Genomic DNA, 19199 nt, shown 5'->3' with positions numbered 1-19199 from the left:
GGACCTGCGGCCCGGCGGCGCTCGGCACGACAGCGTCCGCTACCAGGCCCAGGTCTGACCGGCGCGGCCGAGGGCACGGTCAAGTCGTGGCTGCACCGCGGCCGGGCCACACTCGCGCTGCGGCTCGCCGACGACGTGCCGGCCGGTTCGGAGGTGCGCAGTGCTTGACGAGCCGCGCACCGACCGGGTCCGGGACGCCTTCGCGGAGCTGACCGGCTCGATCGACCCGTTCCTGACACCGCCCGGCGTCGACTCGGTGCACAGCACGGTCCGGCGTCGCCGGCAGCGCCTGATGGGCGGCGTGGCCGCCGCCGCGGTCGCCGTCGCCGCCGTGGCCGGCCTCGCCCAGCTCCCGGCGATGGAACAGCCAGCGCCGGTCGTCGCGGACAGGCCGCAACCGGCGCACACGCTCCCGCCCACGGCGCTGACGCCGCCGCTGGCGCCACCGGCCGCCCTGTCGCCCTCCGCGCGCAGTCAGACCGCGGCCGGCGGGGCGACGGCGACCAAGGCCCCGGTGTCGGCCGGCGACGGCGACGGGCGTGCCACGACACCGCCGGCCGCCGCGCAACAGGGCCCCGCGGCCTGCGTGTCGACGGTGCGCGCCAGCGCCGACGGCAGCAACCTGGTCGTCACGGCCGACACCGTCTGTCCGGGCGAGACGATCGCCGTGTCCTGGGTGACCTACGAGGCGCAGCGGGACGGTTCGCAGCAGCTGTTCGCCAACGAGCAGCTCACGCTCACCGAGGCCCGCAAGCGGGTGGTCACCACGCTGCGCGAGTCACCGACCTGCGTCGGCCCCTGGTACGTGCTGCGCGGCAAGCCGTCGATCCCGGCGACGATCGGCGCCGAGCAGACCGAGCCGTTCCCCGACGACACGGTGCTGGCCAGCGAGGACGGCGAGCTCTGCCTCAACTGAGCTCGAGGGACCAGTCCTCCTCGACCAGGTCGTGGCCGTACGCCCGGACCGGTGTCGTGCGCTCGACGCGGAAGCCGACCCGCTCGTAGATGCGGCGCGCCTCGACCATCGCGTCGTAGGTGCTCAGCGTGATCCGGCGAAAGCCCGTGCGCCGGGCGAAGCGCAGGCACTCGTCGACCAGCCGGCCACCCAGGCCCATCCCCCGGGCCGCCGGCTCGACCAGCAGGACGCGCAGCCGGGCCGTCTCGGCGTCGTCGGCCACGCACATCACGGAGCCCACGGGCTCGCCGTCGACCTCCGCGATCCAGAGCGCCTCGCGGCCGGGGTCGGCGCCGAACTCGCTGACGATGCGGGCGACGTACGCCTCGAAGGTCGCGTCCCAGCCGTGCACCTGTGCGTACAGCTCGCCGTGCCGGCGGACGATCCACCCCAGGTCACCCGCGACCGGCCCACGGAGCACGACCAGGCCCGGCTCGCCGCGCCGGTCGAGCACGGACCGGATCGCGTCCATCGCGCCCAGCAGCCGGCGGCGCTCCGCCTCGGCCAGCGGCTCCAGCAGCGTGCCGACGTCGGTGCGGGACCGCTCGTCGAGGTCGCGCGCCGCCACCCGGCCGGCGTCGGTCAGCGCCACCACCTGCCGCCGGCCGTCGGTCGCCGACCGGGACCGCTCGGCCAGGCCGTCGGCCTCGAAGCGTGTGAGCACGCGGCTGAGGTAGCCGGCGTCGAGGCCGAGCGTGCGCCGCAGGTCGACCACCTCGACCCGGTCGGCCTGGGCCAGCTCGAAGAGCACCCGGGCCTCGGAGAGCGAGTAGGGCGTGTCCAGCAGGCTCTCGCCGAGGACCCCGATCACCCGGGTGTAGAAGCGGTTGAAGGCACGGACGCGCGCGACGGTCGGCGTACTCATTGCTCACCTCAACTAAATCGTTGACTCAGTCAACGATAGGCGCTCACGGTTTCCGCGCGCAATGCCCCCACTGGCCGCAAGATGGTTCCTATGCGGGCCCTGACCGTCACACCTGGCACCAAGGACTCACTGCGCCTCGACCCGGATTTCCCCGAACCGGCCGAGCGGGAGGGCGGGCTGCTGGTGGAGGCCGTCGCGGTCGGCGTCTGCGGCACCGACCGCGAGATCATCGCCGCCGACTACGGCGAGGCCCCGCCGGGCGAGGACCGGCTCGTCATCGGCCACGAGTCGCTCGGCCGGGTGGTGGAGGACCCGACGGGCCGGCTGAAGTGGGGCGACCTCGTCGCCGGCATCGTCCGGCACCCCGACCCGGTGCCCTGCCCCAACTGCGCCGCGGGCCAGTGGGACATGTGCCGCAACGGGCAGTACACCGAGCACGGCATCAAGGGCCTGGACGGTTTCGCCCGCGACCGGTGGCGGATCGAGCCGGAGCACGCCGTCAAGCTCGACCAGTCGCTCGGCCTGCTCGGCGTGCTGCTGGAACCCACGAGCGTGGTCGCCAAGGCGTGGGAGCTGATCGACCGGTTCGTCGAGCGCGACCCCTGGGAGCCCGAGAACGTGCTGGTCACCGGCGCCGGGCCGATCGGGCTGCTGGCCGCCCTGCTCGGGCAGGAGCGCGGCCTCGACGTGCACGTGCTCGACCTGGCCACCGACGGGCCCAAGCCGCAGCTCACCCACGACCTCGGCGCGACGTACCACAGCAAGCCCGTGCACGAGTTGGGCTTCGCGCCGGACCTCGTGCTGGAGTGCACCGGTGCGGCGCCGGTCGTGTTCGGCGTGATGGACGCCGTCGGCCCGTGCGGCATCGTCTGCCTGACCGGCGTGTCCTCGGGCGGGCACCAGATCCCGATCGACGCGGGCGCGCTCAACCGGGCCCTGGTGCTGGAGAACAACGTCGTCTTCGGTTCGGTGAACGCCAACGCCCGGCACTGGAAGGCGGGCGCCGAGGCGCTGTCGTCGGCCGACCGCACGTGGCTGGACCGGCTGATCACGCGCCGGGTGTCGGTCGAGGACTACGCGCAGGCGTACGCCGTGCAGGAAGGCGACATCAAGGTGGTCGTCGAGTTCACCTAGCCGCGCAGCTGGCCGTCGCCGGTGACCACGTATTTGGTCGAGGTCAGCTCCGGCAGGCCCATCGGGCCCCGGGCGTGCAGCTTCTGCGTCGAGATGCCGATCTCGGCGCCGAAGCCGAACTCGCCGCCGTCGGTGAACCGGGTCGACGCGTTGACCATCACGGCCGCCGCGTCGACGGCCGCGACGAACGCGCGGGACGCGCCCAACGACTCGGTCACGATCGCCTCGGTGTGCTGGGTGCCGTAGCGGCGGATGTGGTCGACCGCCGCCGCCAGCGACGGCACCACCGCGGCGGAGATGTCCGCGGAGAGGTATTCGGCGGCGAAGTCCTCGTCGGTCGCGGGCACCACAGCGGCCGAGTGGGCGGCCACCTCGGGCGAGCCGTGCACGGTGACCCCGGCCTCGGCGAACGCGGCCAGCACCCGCGGCAGGAACGCGTCGGCGACGTCCGCGTGCACCAGCAGCGACTCGGCGGTGTTGCAGGTGGACAGTCGCTGGGTCTTGGAGTTGAGCACGATCGCCAGCGCCTTGTCGAGGTCGGCCGCGGCGTCGACGTAGACGTGGCAGTTGCCGACGCCCGTCTCGATCACCGGCACCGTCGACTCCTCGACCACCGCGCGGATCAGCGAGGCGCCGCCGCGCGGGATGAGCACGTCGACCAGGCCGCGGGCGCGCATCAGCTCCTTGACCGAGTCGCGGGTGGACGAGTCGAGCAGCTGCACCGCGTCGGCCGGCAGCCCGGCCACCTCGAGCGCGTCGCGGAGGATCCCGACGAGCGCCGCGTTGGAGTTGGCGGCCGACGACGAGCCGCGCAGCAGCGCGGCGTTGCCGGACTTGAGGCAGATGCCGGCGGCGTCGACGGTGACGTTGGGCCGGCCCTCGTAGATCATGCCGACCACGCCGAAGGGCACCCGGATCTGCCGCAGCTCCAGACCGTTGGGCAGCGTCGAGCCGCGGACGACCTCGCCGACCGGGTCGGGCAGGGCGGCCATCTCGCGCAGGGCGCCCGCGATGGCGCCGACCCGGGCCTGGGTCAGCGCGAGCCGGTCGATGATCGCGTCGGAGAGCCCGGCGGCGCGGCCGGCGGCGACGTCGGCGGCGTTCGCTTCGAGGATCTCCGGCGTACGCGCGACCAGCGCGTCCGCCATCAAGAGCAGCGCATGGTCCTTGGCCGCCCGCGGCGTCGCCGCGAGGGTGACCGCCGCCACCCGGGCCCGCTCCGCCTGCTCCCGCACGCTCATCCGGTCCTCCTTGATCACAACAATACGAGGTCGTCGCGGTGGACGACCTCACGCTCGTAGCCGGGGCCGAGCTCGGCCGCCAGGTCGCCGGTCGACCGGCCGAGCAGGGCGGGCAGCTCCACCGCGTCGTAGTTGACCAGGCCGCGGGCGACCGGCTCGCCGGCGCTGTCGACCAGGTCGACCGGGTCGCCGGCGGTGAACACCCCGTCGACCGCGGTGATGCCGGCCGGCAGCAGCGACTTGCGCCGGGCCACCACGGCCTGCACCGCGCCCGGGTCGAGGTGGAGGCGGCCGCGCGGCGCGGTCGCATGGGCGAGCCAGAACAGCCGGGCTGCGGGCCGCCGGCGCACCCGGTGGAACAGCGTGCCGACGGGCTCGCCGGCCAGCGCGGCCTCGGCGTGCGGCGCGGCGGTGAGCACGACCGGGATGCCGAACCCGGTGGCGATCCGGGCGGCCTCGACCTTCGTCACCATGCCGCCGGTGCCGACGCCGGCCTTGCCCGCGCCGCCGATCGTCACGCCGGCCAGGTCGTCCTCGCTGCGCACCTCGTCGATCTTGCGGGTGCCGGGCTTGCGCGGGTCACCCGTGTAGAGCGCGTCGACGTCGGACAGCAGCACCAGCAGCTCGGCGTCGACCAGGGCCGCGACCAGGGCGGCGAGCCGGTCGTTGTCGCCGAACCGGATCTCGTCGGTGGCCACGGTGTCGTTCTCGTTGACGATCGGCACGGCGCCGAGGTCGAGCAGCTTGCGCAGGGTCCGGTACGCGTTGCGGTAGTGCGCCCGGCGGGTCACGTCGTCGGCGGTCAGCAGCACCTGGCCGACGGTGAGGTCGTGGCGGGCGAACGCGGCCGCGTACCGCCCGATCAGCAGGCCCTGGCCGACGGACGCGGCGGCCTGCTGGGTGGCCAGGTCGCGCGGGCGCCGCGGGATGCGCAGCGGGGCGAGGCCGGCGGCGATCGCGCCGGACGAGACCAGCACCACCTCGCGGCCGGCGCGGCAGGCGGCGGCCAGCACGTCGGCGAGAGCGTCGACCCGGCCGGCGTCGAGACCGCCGTCGGCCGTGGTCAGCGACGACGACCCGATCTTGACGACGATCCGGCGTGCCGTCGTGACTGCTTCGCGCACGGGGTCCATTCTGCGCGGTCGGTCACCCAAGATCACTTTTAGATCCCATAGTGTGGCCGGCGTGGACCCGGAGGAGTACGTGGAAGAGGTGCTCGCCGTCGTCGAACGCATCCCACCGGGACGGGCGATGTCCTACGGTGCGATCGCCGACTACCTGGCGGACCGCTCGGGCCGCTCCTCGGCGCGGCTCGTCGGCTCGATCATGGCCAAACACGGCGGCAGCGTCCCGTGGCACCGGGTGGTCGCCGCGAACGGCCGCGTGGTGCCGGGCCACGAGCACGAAGCCCTGTCCCGCCACATCGGCGAGGCAACACCCCTGAAGAACGGCCGCGTCGACCTCTCCCGCGCCGCCTGGTGGCCGGAGGACGACTAGAGGAGTTGGCCCGTGCCGCCGCGGCGCGGGTCGCCGCCGGCGCCGGCCAGGCCGACCGCGCTGACGCCGCCGAAGAAGTGGTTGAGCTCCTCCCATTGCACGACCGTGTAGCCCGCGTCGGCCAGGGCGGACAACTCGTCCTCCGGGTAGCCGTGCTCCGCGTGCACCGCGTTGTCGACCACGTGGAACCGCGGGCGGGCCACGGCGGTCTCCGTGTCCAGGCCGTCGACCAGCACGCCGAGCAGCGTGTCGAGCAGCGCCGTGCGGATCCGGGAGGCGCCCGCGGAACCCGCGGCCAGGATCAGGTCGCCGTCGTCGCCGATCACCACGAGTGGGCACATCATCGACTGCATCCGCTGGCCCGGCGCCATGTCCTCGGTGATCAGCTCGCCCTCGCCGAGCATCGAGTTGAGGTTGATGCCGAGGCCCGGCAGCCAGACGCCCGCGCCGATGCCGAGCGTCGTGGTGATCACGCAGGCGTTGCCCTCCTCGTCGACCACCGACACGTTGGTGGTGTCGCCGATCCGGGGGCGGCCGTACTCCCGCAGCGCGTCGGCCACCGCGACCGCCCGCGCCGGCCGGGACAGCGCCTGGATCGGGTCCGGCAGGCCGCTGATCGTCGCGATCGTGCCGTTGAGGTCGGTCCGCGCGTAGACGTGGTGGCCGGCCAGTCGGGCGTGCGCCACGGGCAGTTCGAGCACCTTGTACGCGGCCAGGTCCGCCGGGCCGATCGCGCCCCCGGCGGCGCGGACCGCCTGCACCAGCAGGTCGCCGTAGCGGCCGGTGTAGAAGATCGACGGGCCCTCGCTCGCCAGGCTGTCCAGCGCCTTGTCGAGGCCCGGGTGGTGCAGCGTCTCGCCGCCGCGCAGGAGGCGGCCGCCGGGGGCGTAGATCTCGCCGCCGTCGCTGGGTGTCAGCGCCGGCGCCACGCTGACCAGCGTGCGGGCCTGCGCCTCGGGCAGCGCCACCCCGGCCCGGGCCAGCAGCACCGCCGGCTCGACCACCTCGTGCCAGGGCAGCCGGCCCCAGCGCGAGTGCACCTCGCCGCAGCCGGCCGGGACGCCGGGGATGCCGACGCTCGGGCCGCCGATCGAGTACGGCATCGGCACGCCGCCGAACGTCACCTCGATCGGCAGCATCGGCCGGGGTGACACGTCCCCGTCCAGGCCGGGGATCGAACAGAAGAAGTCGAGGCAGGTGACCGTGCGGTTGGCGGCGTCGTAGTACGTGGCGAAACCACCGCCGCCGATCCCGGTCAGCACGCTCTCGGACGCCGAGCAGGCCAGCACGGCGGCGACCGCCGCGTCGGCGGCCGTCCCGCCCGAGGCCAGAATCCGCAGACCGACCTCGGTCGTCGCCGGGTGCCCGGCTGCCACACCGGCTTTCACCGGCATCACCCCTTATATGGCCGATAATCCCGCTCGCGCCGCGAGCGTAGAGGTAAATCTCCCGCTGGTGCGCTCGGATGGCTAACATCCCGCCTCATGGACGCGCAGCCGAGCCAACCGGCGATCACCCGATCGGGTACCCAGCTACCGCGCCGGGTGCACGCGGGATACGCCCTTGGTTCGCTGGTCACCGGCGCTTTCGGCACCGTGCCGGGGCTGCTGCTGGCGCCATACCTCACCGACACGCTCGGGGTGGCCGCCTGGCTGGCCGGCGTCCTCGTCTGGGCCCCGAAGGCCTGGGACGTGCTGGTCAACCCCGTGGCCGGGCGGATCTCCGACCGCACCCGCAGCCCCTGGGGCGCCCGCCGCCCGTACCTCCTGGTGGGTGGTCTGGTCCTCGCCGTGCTGTTCGCGGCGATCTTCGCGGCGCCGTTCGCCTCCGGTCGGGGCGCCTACGTCGCCTTCGCGTTCCTGCTGGCGGCGACGGCGTACGCCTTCTTCCAGGTGCCCTACGTGGCGATGCCGGCCGAGCTGACCGACGACTACAGCGAGCGGACCCGGCTGCTGACCTGGCGGGTCGCCGTGCTCGCGATCGCGATCCTGATCTCCGGTGCGATCGCGCCGCTGGTGGTCAACGCCGGCGGCGAAGGGATCGCCGGACACCGCTGGATGGGCCTGTTCGTGGCCGGCCTGATCGTGGTCGGCACGGTCGCGGTGTTCACCGGCACCGCGAACGCGCCGACCGGCACCGTGCGGGAGAGCGAGCCGACGCTGCGCGCGCAGCTCGCCGTGGCGTCCCGCAACCGGCCGTTCCGGCTGCTGCTGATCTGCTTCGTCATCCAGGCGGTGGGGATCGCGATGATCCTCGCCGGCGTGCAGTACTTCGCCGACCACGTGCTCTACTCCCCCGACACCGGGCCGACGATCCTGTTCGCCTGCTTCGTCGGGCCGGCGCTGCTCGTCATGCCACTGTGGAGCCGGGTGGGCGCGCGGGTCGGCAAGGCCCGGGCGTACGTCCTGGCGTCGCTGCTGTTCGCCGCCGCCGCTGTGCTGCTCGTGCTGGCTCCGGTGCTCCCCGCGGCCGCCGTCTACCTGATCGTCGGCGTGCTGGGCGTCGCGTACGCCGGCCAGCAGGTGTTCGGGATGGCCATGCTGCCGGACTGCATCGCGTACGACACCGCGCGCACCGGCAAGCGGCAGGCCGGGGTGTTCACCGGGCTGTGGACGGCCGGCGAGACGTTCGGCCTCGCCCTCGGCCCCGGCATCTACCTGCTGGTCCTGCAGGTCTTCGGCTACGTCTCGTCGTCGTCCGGCGAGGCCGCGCCGCAGGACAGCACCGCGCGCCTGGGCGTGCTGCTCGGCTTCACCCTGCTGCCCGGGCTGATCGTGGGGCTGGCGGTGCTGCTGATGCGCGGGTACGACCTGACCGAGGCGAAGCTGCGGTCGGCGGTCGGTGCCCCGGCCGACGCGGTGGTCAACTAGCGTTTTCAGCCATGTTGTCGCCAGAAGGTGTGCCGGCCGAGCAGATCCTCGACGAGCTGCGCGGGCTCCGCGCGGCCGACCAGCCCACGCACGGCGGGCGCCTGTTCGCCTACGTCTACGACCCGGGCGTGCCCGGGCTCGACGAGCTGGCCAACGCCGCGTACGCGATCTCCGCGTCGGTCAACGGCCTCGACCCGACCGCGTTCCCGTCGCTGCTGGCCATGGAGAACGCGCTCGTGGGCGCCGCCGCCCGGCTGCTCGGCGGCGGGCCGGGCACGACCGCGCCGGACGTGGTCGGCAGCGTGACCAGCGGCGGCACCGAGTCGCTGATCCTCGCGGTGAAGGCGGCCCGGGACGCCCGCCCGGACATCGCCGCACCGCGGATCGTGGTGCCGGTGACCGGGCACGCCGCGTTCGCGAAGGCGGCGCACTATCTGGGCGTGCGGCTGGATGCCGTGCCCGTCTCGCCGTCGACCTTGCGACCCTCGGTCGCGGATCTCGCCGCCGCGATCACCGCCGACACGGTGCTGGTGGCGTGCTCCGCTCCGGCTTACGCGCACGGCGTCGTCGACCCGGTCGAGGAGATCGCGGCGGTGGCCGCCGCAGCCGGGGTGCGCTGCCACGTCGACGCCTGCTTCGGCGGCTGGACCCTGCCGTACCTGCGCCGGCTCGGTGCCGACCTGCCGGCGTTCGACTTCGCGGTCCCCGGCGTCACGTCGATCTCCGTCGACCTGCACAAGTACGCGTACGCCCCGAAGGGCACGTCCGTGCTGCTGCACCGCGACCCGGCGCTGCGGGCGCCGCAGTACTTCGCGTTCGGCGACTGGCCCGGCTACACGATGATCAACCCGGGCGTCTCGTCGACCCGGTCCGGCGGCCCGATCGCGGCGGCGTACGCGACGCTGCGCCGGATCGGCGACGACGGCTACCTGCGGCTGGCGTCGGTCACCCGGGAGGCGGTGGCCGGGCTGGCGGCCGCGGTCGAGGCGGTCGACGGGCTGCGGCTGATGGCGCCGGCGCACACCACGGTCGTCTGCTTCACCGCCGAGGCCGACGGGCCTGACCTGTTCGTGCTGGCCGACGAGCTCACCGCGCGCGGCTTCCACACCCAGGCCCAGCTGCGGTACGGCGACCTGCCGGCCAGCATCCACCTGACGGTCACGGCGGCGGTGGCCCCGCACGTGGCGGAGTTCGCGTCCGCGCTGGCCGACGCCGTCGAGGCGGCCAAGGCGCTGGGTCCCGCCGAACTGCCGGTCGAGGTGTTGACCATGGTGGGCGCGCTGGACCCGGGCGCCCTGACCGGGGACGTCGTAGCCGGTCTGGCGGCCGGCCTGGGCCTCGGCGGCCCGGGTGGGCCGCTGCCAGCGCGGATGGCCGCGGTCAACACCCTGCTCGACGCCGCACCGGTCCCGGTCCGGGAGCGCCTCCTGGTGGAGTTCCTGGGTCTGCTGCAGCGGCCGAGCTTCGACAGGTCCTAGGCGGTGGATCAGGGTAGTGCCCCAGCGAGGTCCAGGCGGCGTCCGGGCGCGCGCGGAGGGCGGTTGGATACCGGTGTTGTATCCGACCGGCCTCCGCGTGCGGTCGGGCGTCGTCTGGGCCCGCTGGGGTGCTGGCCTGATCCACCGCCGAGGATCTAGCCTGGAGATCGTGGAACTGCCCGCTGTGCTCGGAGAGCCGATCCGGTTCGTGCTCAACTGGGGCCGGCGCTACTCCCTGTGGGTCTTCAACTTCGGCCTCGCCTGCTGCGCGATCGAGTTCATCGCCAGCAGCATGGGCCGGCACGACTTCATGCGGCTCGGCGTCATCCCGTTCGCGCACGGGCCGCGCCAGGCCGACCTCATGGTCGTGTCGGGCACCGTGACCGACAAGATGGCGCCGGCGATCAAGCGGCTCTACGACCAGATGCCCGAACCGAAGTACGTCATCTCGTTCGGCGCCTGCTCGAACTGCGGCGGGCCCTACTGGGACTCCTACTCGGTGACCAAGGGCGTCGACCAGATCATCCCCGTGGACGTGTACGTGCCCGGCTGCCCGCCCCGGCCCGAGGCGCTGATGCACGGCATCCTGCGCCTGCAGGACAAGATCGCGGGTGAGCAGGCCGGCCCGGGCGGGGTGGCCCGCCCCGACCCGCTCGCGCTGACCGCACCGCTGGTGCCGCCGCCCAACGGTGCCCGCGGCTGATGGCCCGGATCCTCATCACGGGCGCGTCCGACGGGCTCGGCCGGGCGCTCGCGCTCGCCCTGGCCGACCAGGGGCACGAGCTGGTGCTGCACGGACGGCACGCCGACCGGCTGGCCGAGGTGGCCCGGGCGACCGGCGCCGTCGCGCTACGGGCCGACCTGGCTTCGCAGGACGCGGTGCGACAGCTCGCGGCGGACGTCGCGGACCGCTACGACACACTCGACGTGCTGGTCAACAACGCCGCGGTCGGCTTCGGGGCGCCCGGCGCGCCGCGCGAGCTGACCGGTGACGGCATCGAGCTGCGGCTGGCTGTCAACTATCTGGCGCCGTACCTCCTTTCACGGTTGCTGCTGCCTCTCCTGCGCAAGCCCGCGCGAGCCCGCATCGTCAACGTCGCGTCGATCGGCCAGGCCGACATCGATCTCGACGATCTGATGATGGACCACGGGTACGACGGAATCCGCGCCTACCGCCGGGCGAAGCTGGCCATGATCTGCGACACGTTCGACCTCGCCGCGCAGCTGGCCGGCACCGGTGTCACGGTCAACTGCCTGCACCCGGCGACGCTGATGCCGACCACGCTGGTGCGGGTCGCGGAGTTCGCCCCGGTGTCGACGCTCGAGCAGGGACTGCGGGCCACGCTGCGGCTCGTCGTCGACCCGGCGCTCGACGAGGTGACCGGTGTCTACTTCGACGGCGAGCGGGAGGAACGGGTCCGCGCGCAGGCCTACGACCCCGCGTTCCGGGCCGCCCTGGCCGCCCGGGCGGCCGAGTTGACGGATTCCTGACATGACCACGGTGGCGCGCTGGGTCTAGCGTTCCGCTCATGACCAACGAACGGCGTTCCACCCACCTGGTGGACGTGCTCACCACCGAGTTCGGCCAGCTGATGGCCCTCGACCCGGCCGCCTTCCGGCGCAAGTTCCGCAAGATGGCGGCCTCGCCGTTCGCGTTCTACCGGGGCAGCGCCGCGGTCTTCTACGCCGACCTCACCGGCGAGTTCACCGACGGCCGCTTCCTCGACGAGCGGACCAGCCGGGTGTGGATCCACGGCGACCTGCACGCGGAGAACTTCGGCACCTACATGAACGGCTCCGGCGAGCTGGTCTTCAACGTCAACGACTTCGACGAGGCGTACGTCGGGCCCTTCTCCTGGGACCTCAAGCGGTTCGCGGCGAGCGTGGCGCTGATCGGCTACGCGAAGGCGCTCTCCGACGACGTGATCAGCGACCTGGTCGGCCGGTTCGCCAACGCCTACCTGACCGAGCTGCGGGCGATCGCGGCCGGCGGCGACGACGCGATCGGCTCGATCACCCTGGCCAACGCCGACGGCGTGCTGCGCACCGTGCTGCAACAGGCGCGGCTGAGCACCCGGGTGGCGATGCTCGACGGGCAGACCACGATCGACAACTACGAGCGCCGGTTCGCGCTCGGCGACGGGGTCTTCGAGATCGACGACGCCCGGCGCGAGGCGGTCTGCGCGGCGTTCGACAAATACCTCTCGACGCTGCCGGAGCAGCTCGCCGCGCACCGCCCGGTGGCGACCCGGATCAAGGACGTCGTGCTGCGCAAGGGCGTCGGGATCGGGTCGGCCGGGCTGCCGTCCTACAACCTGCTGCTCGAGGGGCACACGCAGGCGCTGGAGAACGACGTCGTCATCTACATGAAGCAGGCGCAGGTGCCCGCGGTCGCCCGGCACATCACCGACGGTCGCGTGCGGAGCTACTTCCAGCACCAGGGCCACCGGACGGCCGAGTCACAGCGGGCGCTGCAGGCGCACGCCGACCCGTGGGTGGGCTTCACCGAGCTGGACGGCATCGGGCAGCTCGTCGCCGAGGTCTCGCCGTACGCCGCGGATCTGGACTGGGCCGACGTCAACGAGCCCGACGAGCTGGCCGGCGTGGTCGGCGACCTCGGCCGCGCGGTGGCCCGGATGCACTCGGTCGCCGACGACGAGTCGAGCCACGACCTGGTCGACTTCTCCACCGAGGAGGCCATCGTGGCGGCGGTCGACAAGGACGAGCGCGGCTTCGTCGCGCACCTGGTCGAGTTCGCGCACGCCTACGGCGTGCGGGCCCGGGAGGACCACCAGATCTTCGTCGACCTGTTCCGCAACGGGCGGGTGCCCGGCCTCACCTGAACGCGCGGATCGCGGCCAGGGTCGTGTGCACGTCGAACGCCTCGCCGTCGTCGCTGGCCCAGCCGCCGTCGCTGCGCTGTGTCCCGGCCAGCCGGCGGCGGGCGGCGGCGAGCAGCGTGTCGTCGGTCGACAGGCCGACCCGGCGCAGCGCGCTCGCCATCGCGGTCACGTCGGAGGGGGTCATGTCGCGGACCCGCTCGGTGAGCACGACCTGGATCCGGGCCGACTCGTAGTACATCTCCTGCCGGTAGAGCACCGCGGCGCCGAGCCAGCCCGTGGCCAGGAACGAGGGCCAGGTGCCGTCGTCCTTGAGCGCCGCGGCGAAGGCGTGTGCCGCGCTCTGCACCACGCCCGCGTACGCCCCGCCGGGCCGGTGGTCGAACGGGCCTGCGGCGCGCGCGTCGTGGCCGGCCACGGTGAGCCAGAAACCGGCGTTGGCGGTCAGGTAAAGCGTCGCCTCCGGGTCGCCGGGCGTGGCCCACGGCGGTGCCCAGCCGGACAGCGACGGGTCCTCTTCCCAGGTGCCGTCGGGCCGCTGCCGGGTGGCCAGCCAGTCGAGGGCGCGGCGGGCCGCCGGGCGGCCGAGGGCGCCGAGGTCGTCGAGCTCGGCGAGGCGGAAACAGGTCGCGTCGACCGAGGCCACCTCGCCGCCCCAGATCGCGGGCCAACCGCCGTCCGGGGCCTGGCCGACCTCCGCGTCGTCGAGGATCGACTGCTGGGGCGGGGCGCCGACGCGCAGCCACGACAACCGGGCGCGGTCGACCGCGTCGCCATGGGCGACCACGAATCCGATCGCCGCGTCCAGATCAACCACGCGCGAAACGGTACCGCCGGAAAGGCGAGTCCGCTTCACGCGGTTGGCCAGGGACAAGTACCCGTCGGCCTGGTTTAGAACTCGGAAACGGCAGATCCCGGGCACCGCGGTGCCCGGGATCCGTCGTCGGTCGGCTCAGTAGGCCGGCAGGCTCGGGTCGATCTGCTTGATCCAGGAGAGCACGCCGCCCTGGAGGTGCACGGCGTCCTTGAAGCCGGCCGCCTTGACCGCCGCGAGCGCCTCCGCCGAGCGGACGCCCGACTTGCAGTGGAGCACGATCTGCCGGTCCTGGGGCAGGCTGGCCAGCGCCTCGCCGCTCAGGATGTCGCCCTTGGGGATCAGCGTCGAGCCCGGGATCCGGACGATCTCGTACTCGGCCGGCTCGCGAACGTCGACCAGGAAGAAGTCCTTGCCGGCGTCCTGCCACTCCTTGAGCTCGCGCGCGGTGATCGTCGCGTCGACGGTCGCCTCCTGGGCCTCGACGGAGACCGCGCCGCAGAAGTCCTCGTAGTCCTCCATGAGGTCGGTCAGCGTCGCGTTGGGGCCGCAGAGCACGCAGTCCGGGTCCTTGCGAACCTTGATCTTGCGGTACGACATCTCGAGCGCGTCGTAGACCGTCAGGCCGCCGACCAGCGGCTCGCCGATGCCGGTGAGCAGCTTGATCGCCTCGGTCACCTGGATGGAGCCGATCGACGCGCAGAGCACGCCGAGCACGCCACCCTCGGCGCAGGACGGGACCATGCCGGGCGGCGGGGGCTCCGGGTAGAGGCAGCGGTAGCAGGGGCCGTGCTCGGCCCAGAACACCGACGCCTGACCGTCGAAGCGGTAGATCGAGCCCCACACGTACGGCTTGCCGAGCAGCACCGCCGCGTCGTTGACCATGTAGCGGGTGGCGAAGTTGTCGGTGCCGTCGACGATCAGGTCGTACTGGGAGAAGATCTCCTTGACGTTGTCGCGGTCCAACGCCGTGTTGTGGATGACCACGTTGACGAGCGGGTTGATCTCGCGGACCGTGGCCGCCGCGGACTCCGCCTTCGGCTTACCGATGTCGGACTGGCCGTGGATGATCTGGCGCTGCAGGTTGCTCTCGTCGACGGTGTCGAACTCGACGATGCCCAGCGTGCCGACGCCGGCCGCGGCGAGGTACAGCAGAGCGGGCGAGCCCAGCCCGCCCGCGCCGACACAGAGCACCCGGGCGTTCTTGAGCCGCTTCTGCCCCGTCACCCCGACGTCCGGGATGATCAGGTGGCGCGAATAGCGGCGGATCTCGTCGACGGTGAGCTCGGCGGCGGGCTCGACGAGCGGGGGCAATGACACGGTGAGTCTCCCCGGGGAATCTGATCGGATCGATATGGCTGTGCCGAGCAATTGTTGCTCGCGACACGCCGCGCTGCCATGACCCGCGCCACCGGCACCCTAGGGAATATCCGGGCCGGTGTGGAGGCGACCATCGAGATAGGGCCAGCCGTACGGGAGGCAGCCCTGCATGCCGAGGGTCTGCTGCTGCATGACCGGGGCGGGCGCGCCCGGCGACGGGCAGGCCTGGTGGCCGTGGCCGAGCTGGTGGCCGACCTCGTGGTTGAGCGCGTAGGCCTGGTACTCGGCGAGCGGCGCCTCGAACTCCGGCACCGCGCCGACCCAGCGGTCGGCGTTGATGATCACCTGGCCGCCGAGCTGGCACGAGGTGTATCCGTCGGTGTCCAGGCCGCCGTCCGCGCACATCACCTCGGAGGTCGCGGCGCTGGCGAGGTAGATCGTGAAGTCGGCCGGCTCCGCGGCGCCGACCCGGCGCAGCTTGAGCTCGCCGCCCGCGATCCAGCTCCGCCGGTCGCCAAGGATGGTGTCGACGGCCGCGGTGAAGTCGGCGAGCCGCAGGCCGAGGCCCTGCTCGACGGCCACGTGGAAGCGGAGCAGCGTGGTGCCGCGGCCGAGGTACCGGCCGTCGTCGTCGGCGGTGCTGAAGACGCCCTGCCCCTGGTGCGGCGGGCGCGGCGCGGCGGTCGGCGACGGGGCCGGGGTCAGCGCGTCGAACGACCGGATCGACGAGGGCGCGGGTGCGCTCGGGCCGGCGGCGGGTTCTCGGCTCGCGGGCGTCCGCCGGGCCTGGTCGACCGCCATCAGCAGGGAAGCGAGCGCGATCAACGCGAGTCCGATCGCGAGGGTCAGCCGCGTCCGGTCGCGGGGTTCGGGAGTCGTCGGGTCCTGGAGCGGGGTGCCTGGGTTCGGCGTCGCCATGACCAGAAACGATGCCAGGTCAATTCGGGCATTTCCCGCTTATCGCCTCAGAGTGGCGGGCCGGTGTTGAGTTTTCCGTTCACGTACGGAAAGGGATTCGCTCTGCAGCCGTTGAGGAACAGCGTCTGCTGCATCATCACGGGCGCGGGCTTGCCGGCGCCGGGGCAGCGCACGTGGCTGTTGCCCAGCTCGTGCCCGGTCTCGTGGTTGACCACGTAGGTGCGGTAGGTCTCGAGCGGGATCTTCGCCTTGACGAAGTGGTCGACCGACATGCGCCACCGGTCGAGATTGATGATCACCTTGCCGACCGTCCGGCACGAGGTGTACGGCTCGCCGTCGAGGTTGGTGTTCGTGCCGCCCCGGGCGCACATGTCGTGCGAGGTGTCCGCGGTCGCGAGGTACACCGTGAAGCTGTAGGACTCGCCCTCCGCCACCCGCTGCAACCGCAGGTCGCCGCCGGCGATCCAGCTCCGCGGGTCGGCCAGTGTCTTGTCGACGAAGTCGCCGAACTTCTCGATGTCCTCCTTGGACCCGTCCTCGACGGCGATCCGGTATCGGCGCAGCGTGCCCGACCGGCCGACGACCTTGCCGGTGGTCTGCCCGTAGCTGAACGTGTTCTCACCGCGCTCGGGCGGCGTGCCGGCCAGCCGGTAGACCGGCGGCGCGGCCGCCTTCGTCGGGCGGGCGGCTGCCGACGGGGTCGCGGACCCGCTGGCGGTGGGCGCGGCGAGGACCGATCCCGTCGGATCGGGGTCGCTTGCCCGCAGCGGCAGGCCGAAGAGCATGAGTCCGATGCCGACGACCAGCGACAGGCCGGCGACGGTGAGTATGCGGGACGAACCGCGACCTCGGCGCGACCGGCGACGCTTTTGGCTCCTCCGGCCGCGAGGTGGGGGTTGCCTCGCGTTGATCATGCTGACCACACCCTGCCACACGAGGGCGGGTTTTTGTGACCCGGGTCAGGAGCGTGCGAATTCGTCCAGGAGCGCGGTCACCCCGCGGGCCACGATCCGTGGCACCTCCATCTGCGCGACGTGACCGACGCCGTCGAGGATCAGCAGGCGGCTGTCCGGAATGGCCTTGGCCACCGCCGGCGCCACCCGGATGTCGACGAGCCGGTCCTGCCGACCGCCGACCACCAGCGTCGGCGCGGTGATCTGGGCGGCGATCTTCCACATCGAGTTGGCGCCCGGCAGGTAGGCACGCAGGAAGCTGCTCACCAGGCCGCGCAGCGTGCGGACGTACGCGTCGGCGTAGTGCGCGGCCTCGTAGCGGATCTTGATCTCCTCGATCGCCTCGCGGCGGCGCTGCTCCGTGACCCGCGTGACGTCGTTGAAGCACGCCTCAATGACCTGCGCGGCCATCTCCTCCGGGGCGTAGCGGGCCATCATCCAGGCGGCCAGCCGATCGGCGCGGGGCAGCGCGAGCAGCGGGACGACCGGGCCCTGCAGCGAGCGGCGGGGGTCGAGGAACGGCATCGCCGGCGAGATCAGCGTGAGCGTGCGGACCAGGTCGGGGCGCGTCCCGGCGACCCGGATGACCACCGCGCCGCCGAGCGAGTTGCCGAACAGGTGCACGGGCCCGCGCCCGGTGGCCTCGATGTAGCGGATGATGCGGTCGGCGAACGCCTTGAGCGTGTAGCGCTTCGCCGGGTCACTGCGACCGAAGCCGGGCAGGTCGACCGCTTGGCCGTCGAGGCGGTCGGAGAGCAGGTCGGCGAGGTCGGTCCAGTTCTGCGAGGAGCCGCCGAGGCCGTGCACGTAGAGCGCCGGCTCGGCGTCGGGCCGGGTGGCCGGGGTGTCGCGCACGAAGGTCTGCTCGCCGTCGATGACGGCCATCCGACCGGGCCACGGAGGCGGCATCCGATCGGGCCCGAGGGCCTCGTCGGCGCCGAGCAGAGCACGTTTCATGAATTTATTGTGCCCGTCACACGCCGTTTGTCAGTCGGAGAGCAGCGCTTCCAGACGGCGATTTACGGCAGCGAGCGTCGCACGTACGACAGCTTGGCGCGGATCACCCGAAACGAGGGCAGAGCCGGCAAGCTGCTCAACCCATCCCTCGCAAACGAGCAGGACGACCGCGACGGCGACCTCGCAGTTGCCGAACGGCACGACCGCCGCGTGCTCGATGAAGCACCGGCCGCGGTCGTCGGCCCGGCTGGCCGTGCGCAGCAGTTCGTCGATCGCCGAGGCGGCGGAGACCGCGCAGAGCCGCAGCACGTAGCCGTCGACGGCGGGGCCCGTGGCCAGGCCGTTGGCGACCCGCTTGCCGGCGGCGAGCCGCGTCTCCACGGTGGCGTCGAGCCCGAACGTGCTGACCTGCACGTGGTCGATCACCACGCGCGGGCCGGGGCTGGCGCCCGGGTTCAGCGGACGCGAGGGCGCGGACTCGGTGGTGCTGATCAGGCCGCCGGAGTACGCGGTCGCGGTGGCCGTCACCGGGTGTCCGCCGACGCTGCCGATGATGCCGGCGGCGCTGCCCGGCTCCGGGAACGAGCCCGGCGGGGGCTGCTGGTCGGGCGCGGCCCGGCGGCCCGATCGGGTGCCGCCGTAGAGATGGCCGCGGTCGTCCTCGGGCACCGGCCGGTGCCGGTGCGGGTCGTCGTGCGGTGCGCCGGAGACCGGGGCGGGGAACCCGGCGCGGTCGGGCAGGTCGCGCGTGTCGACGTTGGCCTGGGAGCCGACCGGTGCGCGGCCGCGGTGGGCGGCGGGCGGGTCCGCCGGCGGCTCGAAGCCCGGCGGCTGCGCCGGGGTCGGTGCCGTGGTCGGCGGTTTGGCCGGGCTCCGGGCCGGGGTCGGTGCGGGCGGCGGGGTCGGGACGGCCGCGAGGTTGGGCGCTTCGGGCAGGGTCGGCATGGCGGGCGGGCGCCGCCCGGCGAGCAGGTCGCGAGCGGGCGGGAGGTTCGGGGTCGCGGTCGTGTCCGGCCCGGGCGGCGAAGCCTGTGCCGCCGTCATGTTCGGCGCGGGCGGCGAGGTCGGCGCGGCGCTCATGGTCGGCGGGGGCGCCGGGCTCGGCGGGATCAGGCCGGGCGGCGTCAGGCCCGGTGCCGGCGGAGGCGCCGCGGCCGGGGACGCCGACGGTGCGGGCGTGTCCGCCCCGGCAACGGTCGGACGCCACGCCGGCGGAGCCGAGGTCGGGCGCGTCGCCGGCGCGGCCGAGGTCGGTCGCGGTGCCGGCGGGGCCGATGTCGGGCGCGGAGCCGGCGGAGCAGAGGTCGGGCGCGACGCCGGCGGACCAGAGGTCGGGCGCGGCGCCGGCGGACCAGAG

General features: G+C 73.3%; 18 protein-coding genes and 1 pseudogene. 9 read left to right on the top strand and 10 right to left on the bottom strand.

Features of this window, described 5'->3' with window-relative positions; translation table 11 throughout:
* Positions 1 to 160 precede the first annotated feature (160 nt).
* Positions 161 to 916, top strand: a complete 756-nt coding sequence (locus tag AB0H87_RS20920; protein WP_360147842.1) for a hypothetical protein — start codon at positions 161 to 163, stop codon at positions 914 to 916.
* On the opposite strand, the gene AB0H87_RS20915 is transcribed toward AB0H87_RS20920, so the two are convergent.
* The gene (locus AB0H87_RS20915) at positions 909 to 1820 is read right to left on the bottom strand and encodes a helix-turn-helix domain-containing GNAT family N-acetyltransferase (protein WP_360147839.1); all 912 of its coding nucleotides are present in this window, start codon (positions 1818 to 1820) and stop codon (positions 909 to 911) included. The genes AB0H87_RS20920 and AB0H87_RS20915 overlap by 8 nt on opposite strands.
* A 90-nt stretch (positions 1821 to 1910) precedes the next feature.
* On the opposite strand from AB0H87_RS20915, the gene AB0H87_RS20910 reads away from it, so the two are divergent.
* Positions 1911 to 2954 (top strand): glucose 1-dehydrogenase, encoded by a 1044-nt coding sequence (locus tag AB0H87_RS20910; RefSeq protein ID WP_360147836.1) that lies wholly within the window; start codon positions 1911 to 1913, stop codon positions 2952 to 2954.
* Here AB0H87_RS20910 and AB0H87_RS20905 read toward each other — a convergent pair.
* Both AB0H87_RS20905 and proB read right to left on the bottom strand, forming a co-directional pair.
* Complete coding sequence (locus AB0H87_RS20905) at positions 2951 to 4195, bottom strand: glutamate-5-semialdehyde dehydrogenase (RefSeq protein ID WP_360147833.1); 1245 nt, start codon at positions 4193 to 4195, stop codon at positions 2951 to 2953. The two genes, AB0H87_RS20910 and AB0H87_RS20905, sit on opposite strands and share 4 nt — an antisense overlap.
* A 14-nt stretch (positions 4196 to 4209) precedes the next feature.
* Positions 4210 to 5319, bottom strand: coding sequence for a glutamate 5-kinase (gene proB / locus AB0H87_RS20900; RefSeq protein WP_360147830.1), 1110 nt, complete (start codon positions 5317 to 5319; stop codon positions 4210 to 4212).
* 61 nt (positions 5320 to 5380) lie between these two features.
* On the opposite strand from proB, the gene AB0H87_RS20895 reads away from it, so the two are divergent.
* Positions 5381 to 5692: an MGMT family protein gene (locus tag AB0H87_RS20895; RefSeq protein WP_360147827.1), complete on the top strand. Its 312-nt coding sequence runs from the start codon at positions 5381 to 5383 to the stop codon at positions 5690 to 5692.
* Here the strand turns inward: AB0H87_RS20895 and AB0H87_RS20890 are convergent.
* On the bottom strand, positions 5689 to 7086 hold the full coding sequence (locus AB0H87_RS20890; RefSeq protein WP_360147824.1) for a gamma-glutamyltransferase: 1398 nt from the start codon (positions 7084 to 7086) through the stop codon (positions 5689 to 5691). The genes AB0H87_RS20895 and AB0H87_RS20890 overlap by 4 nt on opposite strands.
* A gap of 90 nt (positions 7087 to 7176) precedes the next feature.
* On the opposite strand from AB0H87_RS20890, the gene AB0H87_RS20885 reads away from it, so the two are divergent.
* The 5 genes from AB0H87_RS20885 (at position 7177) to AB0H87_RS20865 (ending at position 12883) form a co-directional block, all read left to right on the top strand.
* Positions 7177 to 8562 carry an MFS transporter gene (locus tag AB0H87_RS20885; RefSeq protein ID WP_360147821.1) on the top strand — a complete coding sequence of 462 codons (1386 nt, stop codon included), beginning with the start codon at positions 7177 to 7179 and terminating at the stop codon, positions 8560 to 8562.
* Positions 8563 to 8573: 11 nt separating this feature from the next.
* Positions 8574 to 10040: an aspartate aminotransferase family protein gene (locus tag AB0H87_RS20880; RefSeq protein WP_360147818.1), complete on the top strand. Its 1467-nt coding sequence runs from the start codon at positions 8574 to 8576 to the stop codon at positions 10038 to 10040.
* A gap of 169 nt (positions 10041 to 10209) precedes the next feature.
* Entirely contained in the window at positions 10210 to 10743 is a 534-nt protein-coding gene (locus AB0H87_RS20875; protein WP_360147815.1) for an NADH-quinone oxidoreductase subunit B family protein, read from the top strand.
* Complete coding sequence (locus AB0H87_RS20870; RefSeq protein WP_360147812.1) at positions 10743 to 11531, top strand: SDR family NAD(P)-dependent oxidoreductase; 789 nt, start codon at positions 10743 to 10745, stop codon at positions 11529 to 11531. The genes AB0H87_RS20875 and AB0H87_RS20870 overlap by 1 nt, the downstream gene beginning before the upstream one ends.
* A 38-nt stretch (positions 11532 to 11569) precedes the next feature.
* The gene (locus AB0H87_RS20865; protein WP_360147809.1) at positions 11570 to 12883 is read left to right on the top strand and encodes a DUF2252 domain-containing protein; all 1314 of its coding nucleotides are present in this window, start codon (positions 11570 to 11572) and stop codon (positions 12881 to 12883) included.
* Here AB0H87_RS20865 and AB0H87_RS20860 read toward each other — a convergent pair.
* The 6 genes from AB0H87_RS20860 to AB0H87_RS20835 form a co-directional block, all read right to left on the bottom strand.
* Entirely contained in the window at positions 12876 to 13793 is a 918-nt protein-coding gene (locus AB0H87_RS20860) for a prenyltransferase/squalene oxidase repeat-containing protein (RefSeq protein WP_360147848.1), read from the bottom strand. The two genes, AB0H87_RS20865 and AB0H87_RS20860, sit on opposite strands and share 8 nt — an antisense overlap.
* Before the next feature lie 39 nt (positions 13794 to 13832).
* A complete protein-coding gene (moeZ, locus tag AB0H87_RS20855) occupies positions 13833 to 15050 on the bottom strand; it encodes an adenylyltransferase/sulfurtransferase MoeZ (RefSeq protein ID WP_360147845.1) in 1218 nt (405 codons plus the stop codon).
* A 63-nt stretch (positions 15051 to 15113) separates the two neighbouring features.
* On the bottom strand, positions 15114 to 15932 hold the full coding sequence (locus AB0H87_RS20850) for a DUF3152 domain-containing protein (RefSeq protein WP_360147806.1): 819 nt from the start codon (positions 15930 to 15932) through the stop codon (positions 15114 to 15116).
* Positions 15933 to 15979: 47 nt separating this feature from the next.
* The gene (locus AB0H87_RS20845; protein ID WP_360147803.1) at positions 15980 to 16717 is read right to left on the bottom strand and encodes a DUF3152 domain-containing protein; all 738 of its coding nucleotides are present in this window, start codon (positions 16715 to 16717) and stop codon (positions 15980 to 15982) included.
* Between the two features lie 174 nt (positions 16718 to 16891).
* Positions 16892 to 17842 (bottom strand): alpha/beta hydrolase, encoded by a 951-nt coding sequence (locus AB0H87_RS20840; protein ID WP_360147800.1) that lies wholly within the window; start codon positions 17840 to 17842, stop codon positions 16892 to 16894.
* 30 nt (positions 17843 to 17872) lie between these two features.
* Entirely contained in the window at positions 17873 to 18886 is a 1014-nt protein-coding gene (locus AB0H87_RS20835; RefSeq protein WP_360147797.1) for a hypothetical protein, read from the bottom strand.
* Between AB0H87_RS20835 and AB0H87_RS20830 the strand changes: the two are divergent.
* Positions 18885 to 19199, top strand: a pseudogene (locus AB0H87_RS20830) (hypothetical protein); the annotation flags it as partial. The gene AB0H87_RS20835 and the pseudogene AB0H87_RS20830 sit on opposite strands and share 2 nt — an antisense overlap.

The organism is Asanoa sp. NPDC050611 (assembly GCF_040654855.1).
In the GTDB taxonomy this organism is placed as follows: domain Bacteria; phylum Actinomycetota; class Actinomycetes; order Mycobacteriales; family Micromonosporaceae; genus Asanoa.
This window is presented reverse-complemented; position numbering and strand designations above follow the sequence as displayed.

Coding starts and splice junctions, on each gene's coding strand:
- AB0H87_RS20910 (WP_360147836.1), top strand. CDS start 1,911: ATGCGGGCCCTGACCGTCACACCTGGCACCAAGGACTCACTGCGCCTC.
- AB0H87_RS20865 (WP_360147809.1), top strand. CDS start 11,570: ATGACCAACGAACGGCGTTCCACCCACCTGGTGGACGTGCTCACCACC.
- AB0H87_RS20890 (WP_360147824.1), bottom strand. CDS start 7,086: ATGCCGGTGAAAGCCGGTGTGGCAGCCGGGCACCCGGCGACGACCGAG.
- AB0H87_RS20880 (WP_360147818.1), top strand. CDS start 8,574: ATGTTGTCGCCAGAAGGTGTGCCGGCCGAGCAGATCCTCGACGAGCTG.
- AB0H87_RS20870 (WP_360147812.1), top strand. CDS start 10,743: ATGGCCCGGATCCTCATCACGGGCGCGTCCGACGGGCTCGGCCGGGCG.
- AB0H87_RS20840 (WP_360147800.1), bottom strand. CDS start 17,842: ATGAAACGTGCTCTGCTCGGCGCCGACGAGGCCCTCGGGCCCGATCGG.
- AB0H87_RS20915 (WP_360147839.1), bottom strand. CDS start 1,820: ATGAGTACGCCGACCGTCGCGCGCGTCCGTGCCTTCAACCGCTTCTAC.
- AB0H87_RS20905 (WP_360147833.1), bottom strand. CDS start 4,195: ATGAGCGTGCGGGAGCAGGCGGAGCGGGCCCGGGTGGCGGCGGTCACC.
- AB0H87_RS20845 (WP_360147803.1), bottom strand. CDS start 16,717: ATGCTCTTCGGCCTGCCGCTGCGGGCAAGCGACCCCGATCCGACGGGA.
- AB0H87_RS20835 (WP_360147797.1), bottom strand. CDS start 18,886: ATGACGGCGGCACAGGCTTCGCCGCCCGGGCCGGACACGACCGCGACC.
- AB0H87_RS20885 (WP_360147821.1), top strand. CDS start 7,177: ATGGACGCGCAGCCGAGCCAACCGGCGATCACCCGATCGGGTACCCAG.
- AB0H87_RS20850 (WP_360147806.1), bottom strand. CDS start 15,932: ATGGCGACGCCGAACCCAGGCACCCCGCTCCAGGACCCGACGACTCCC.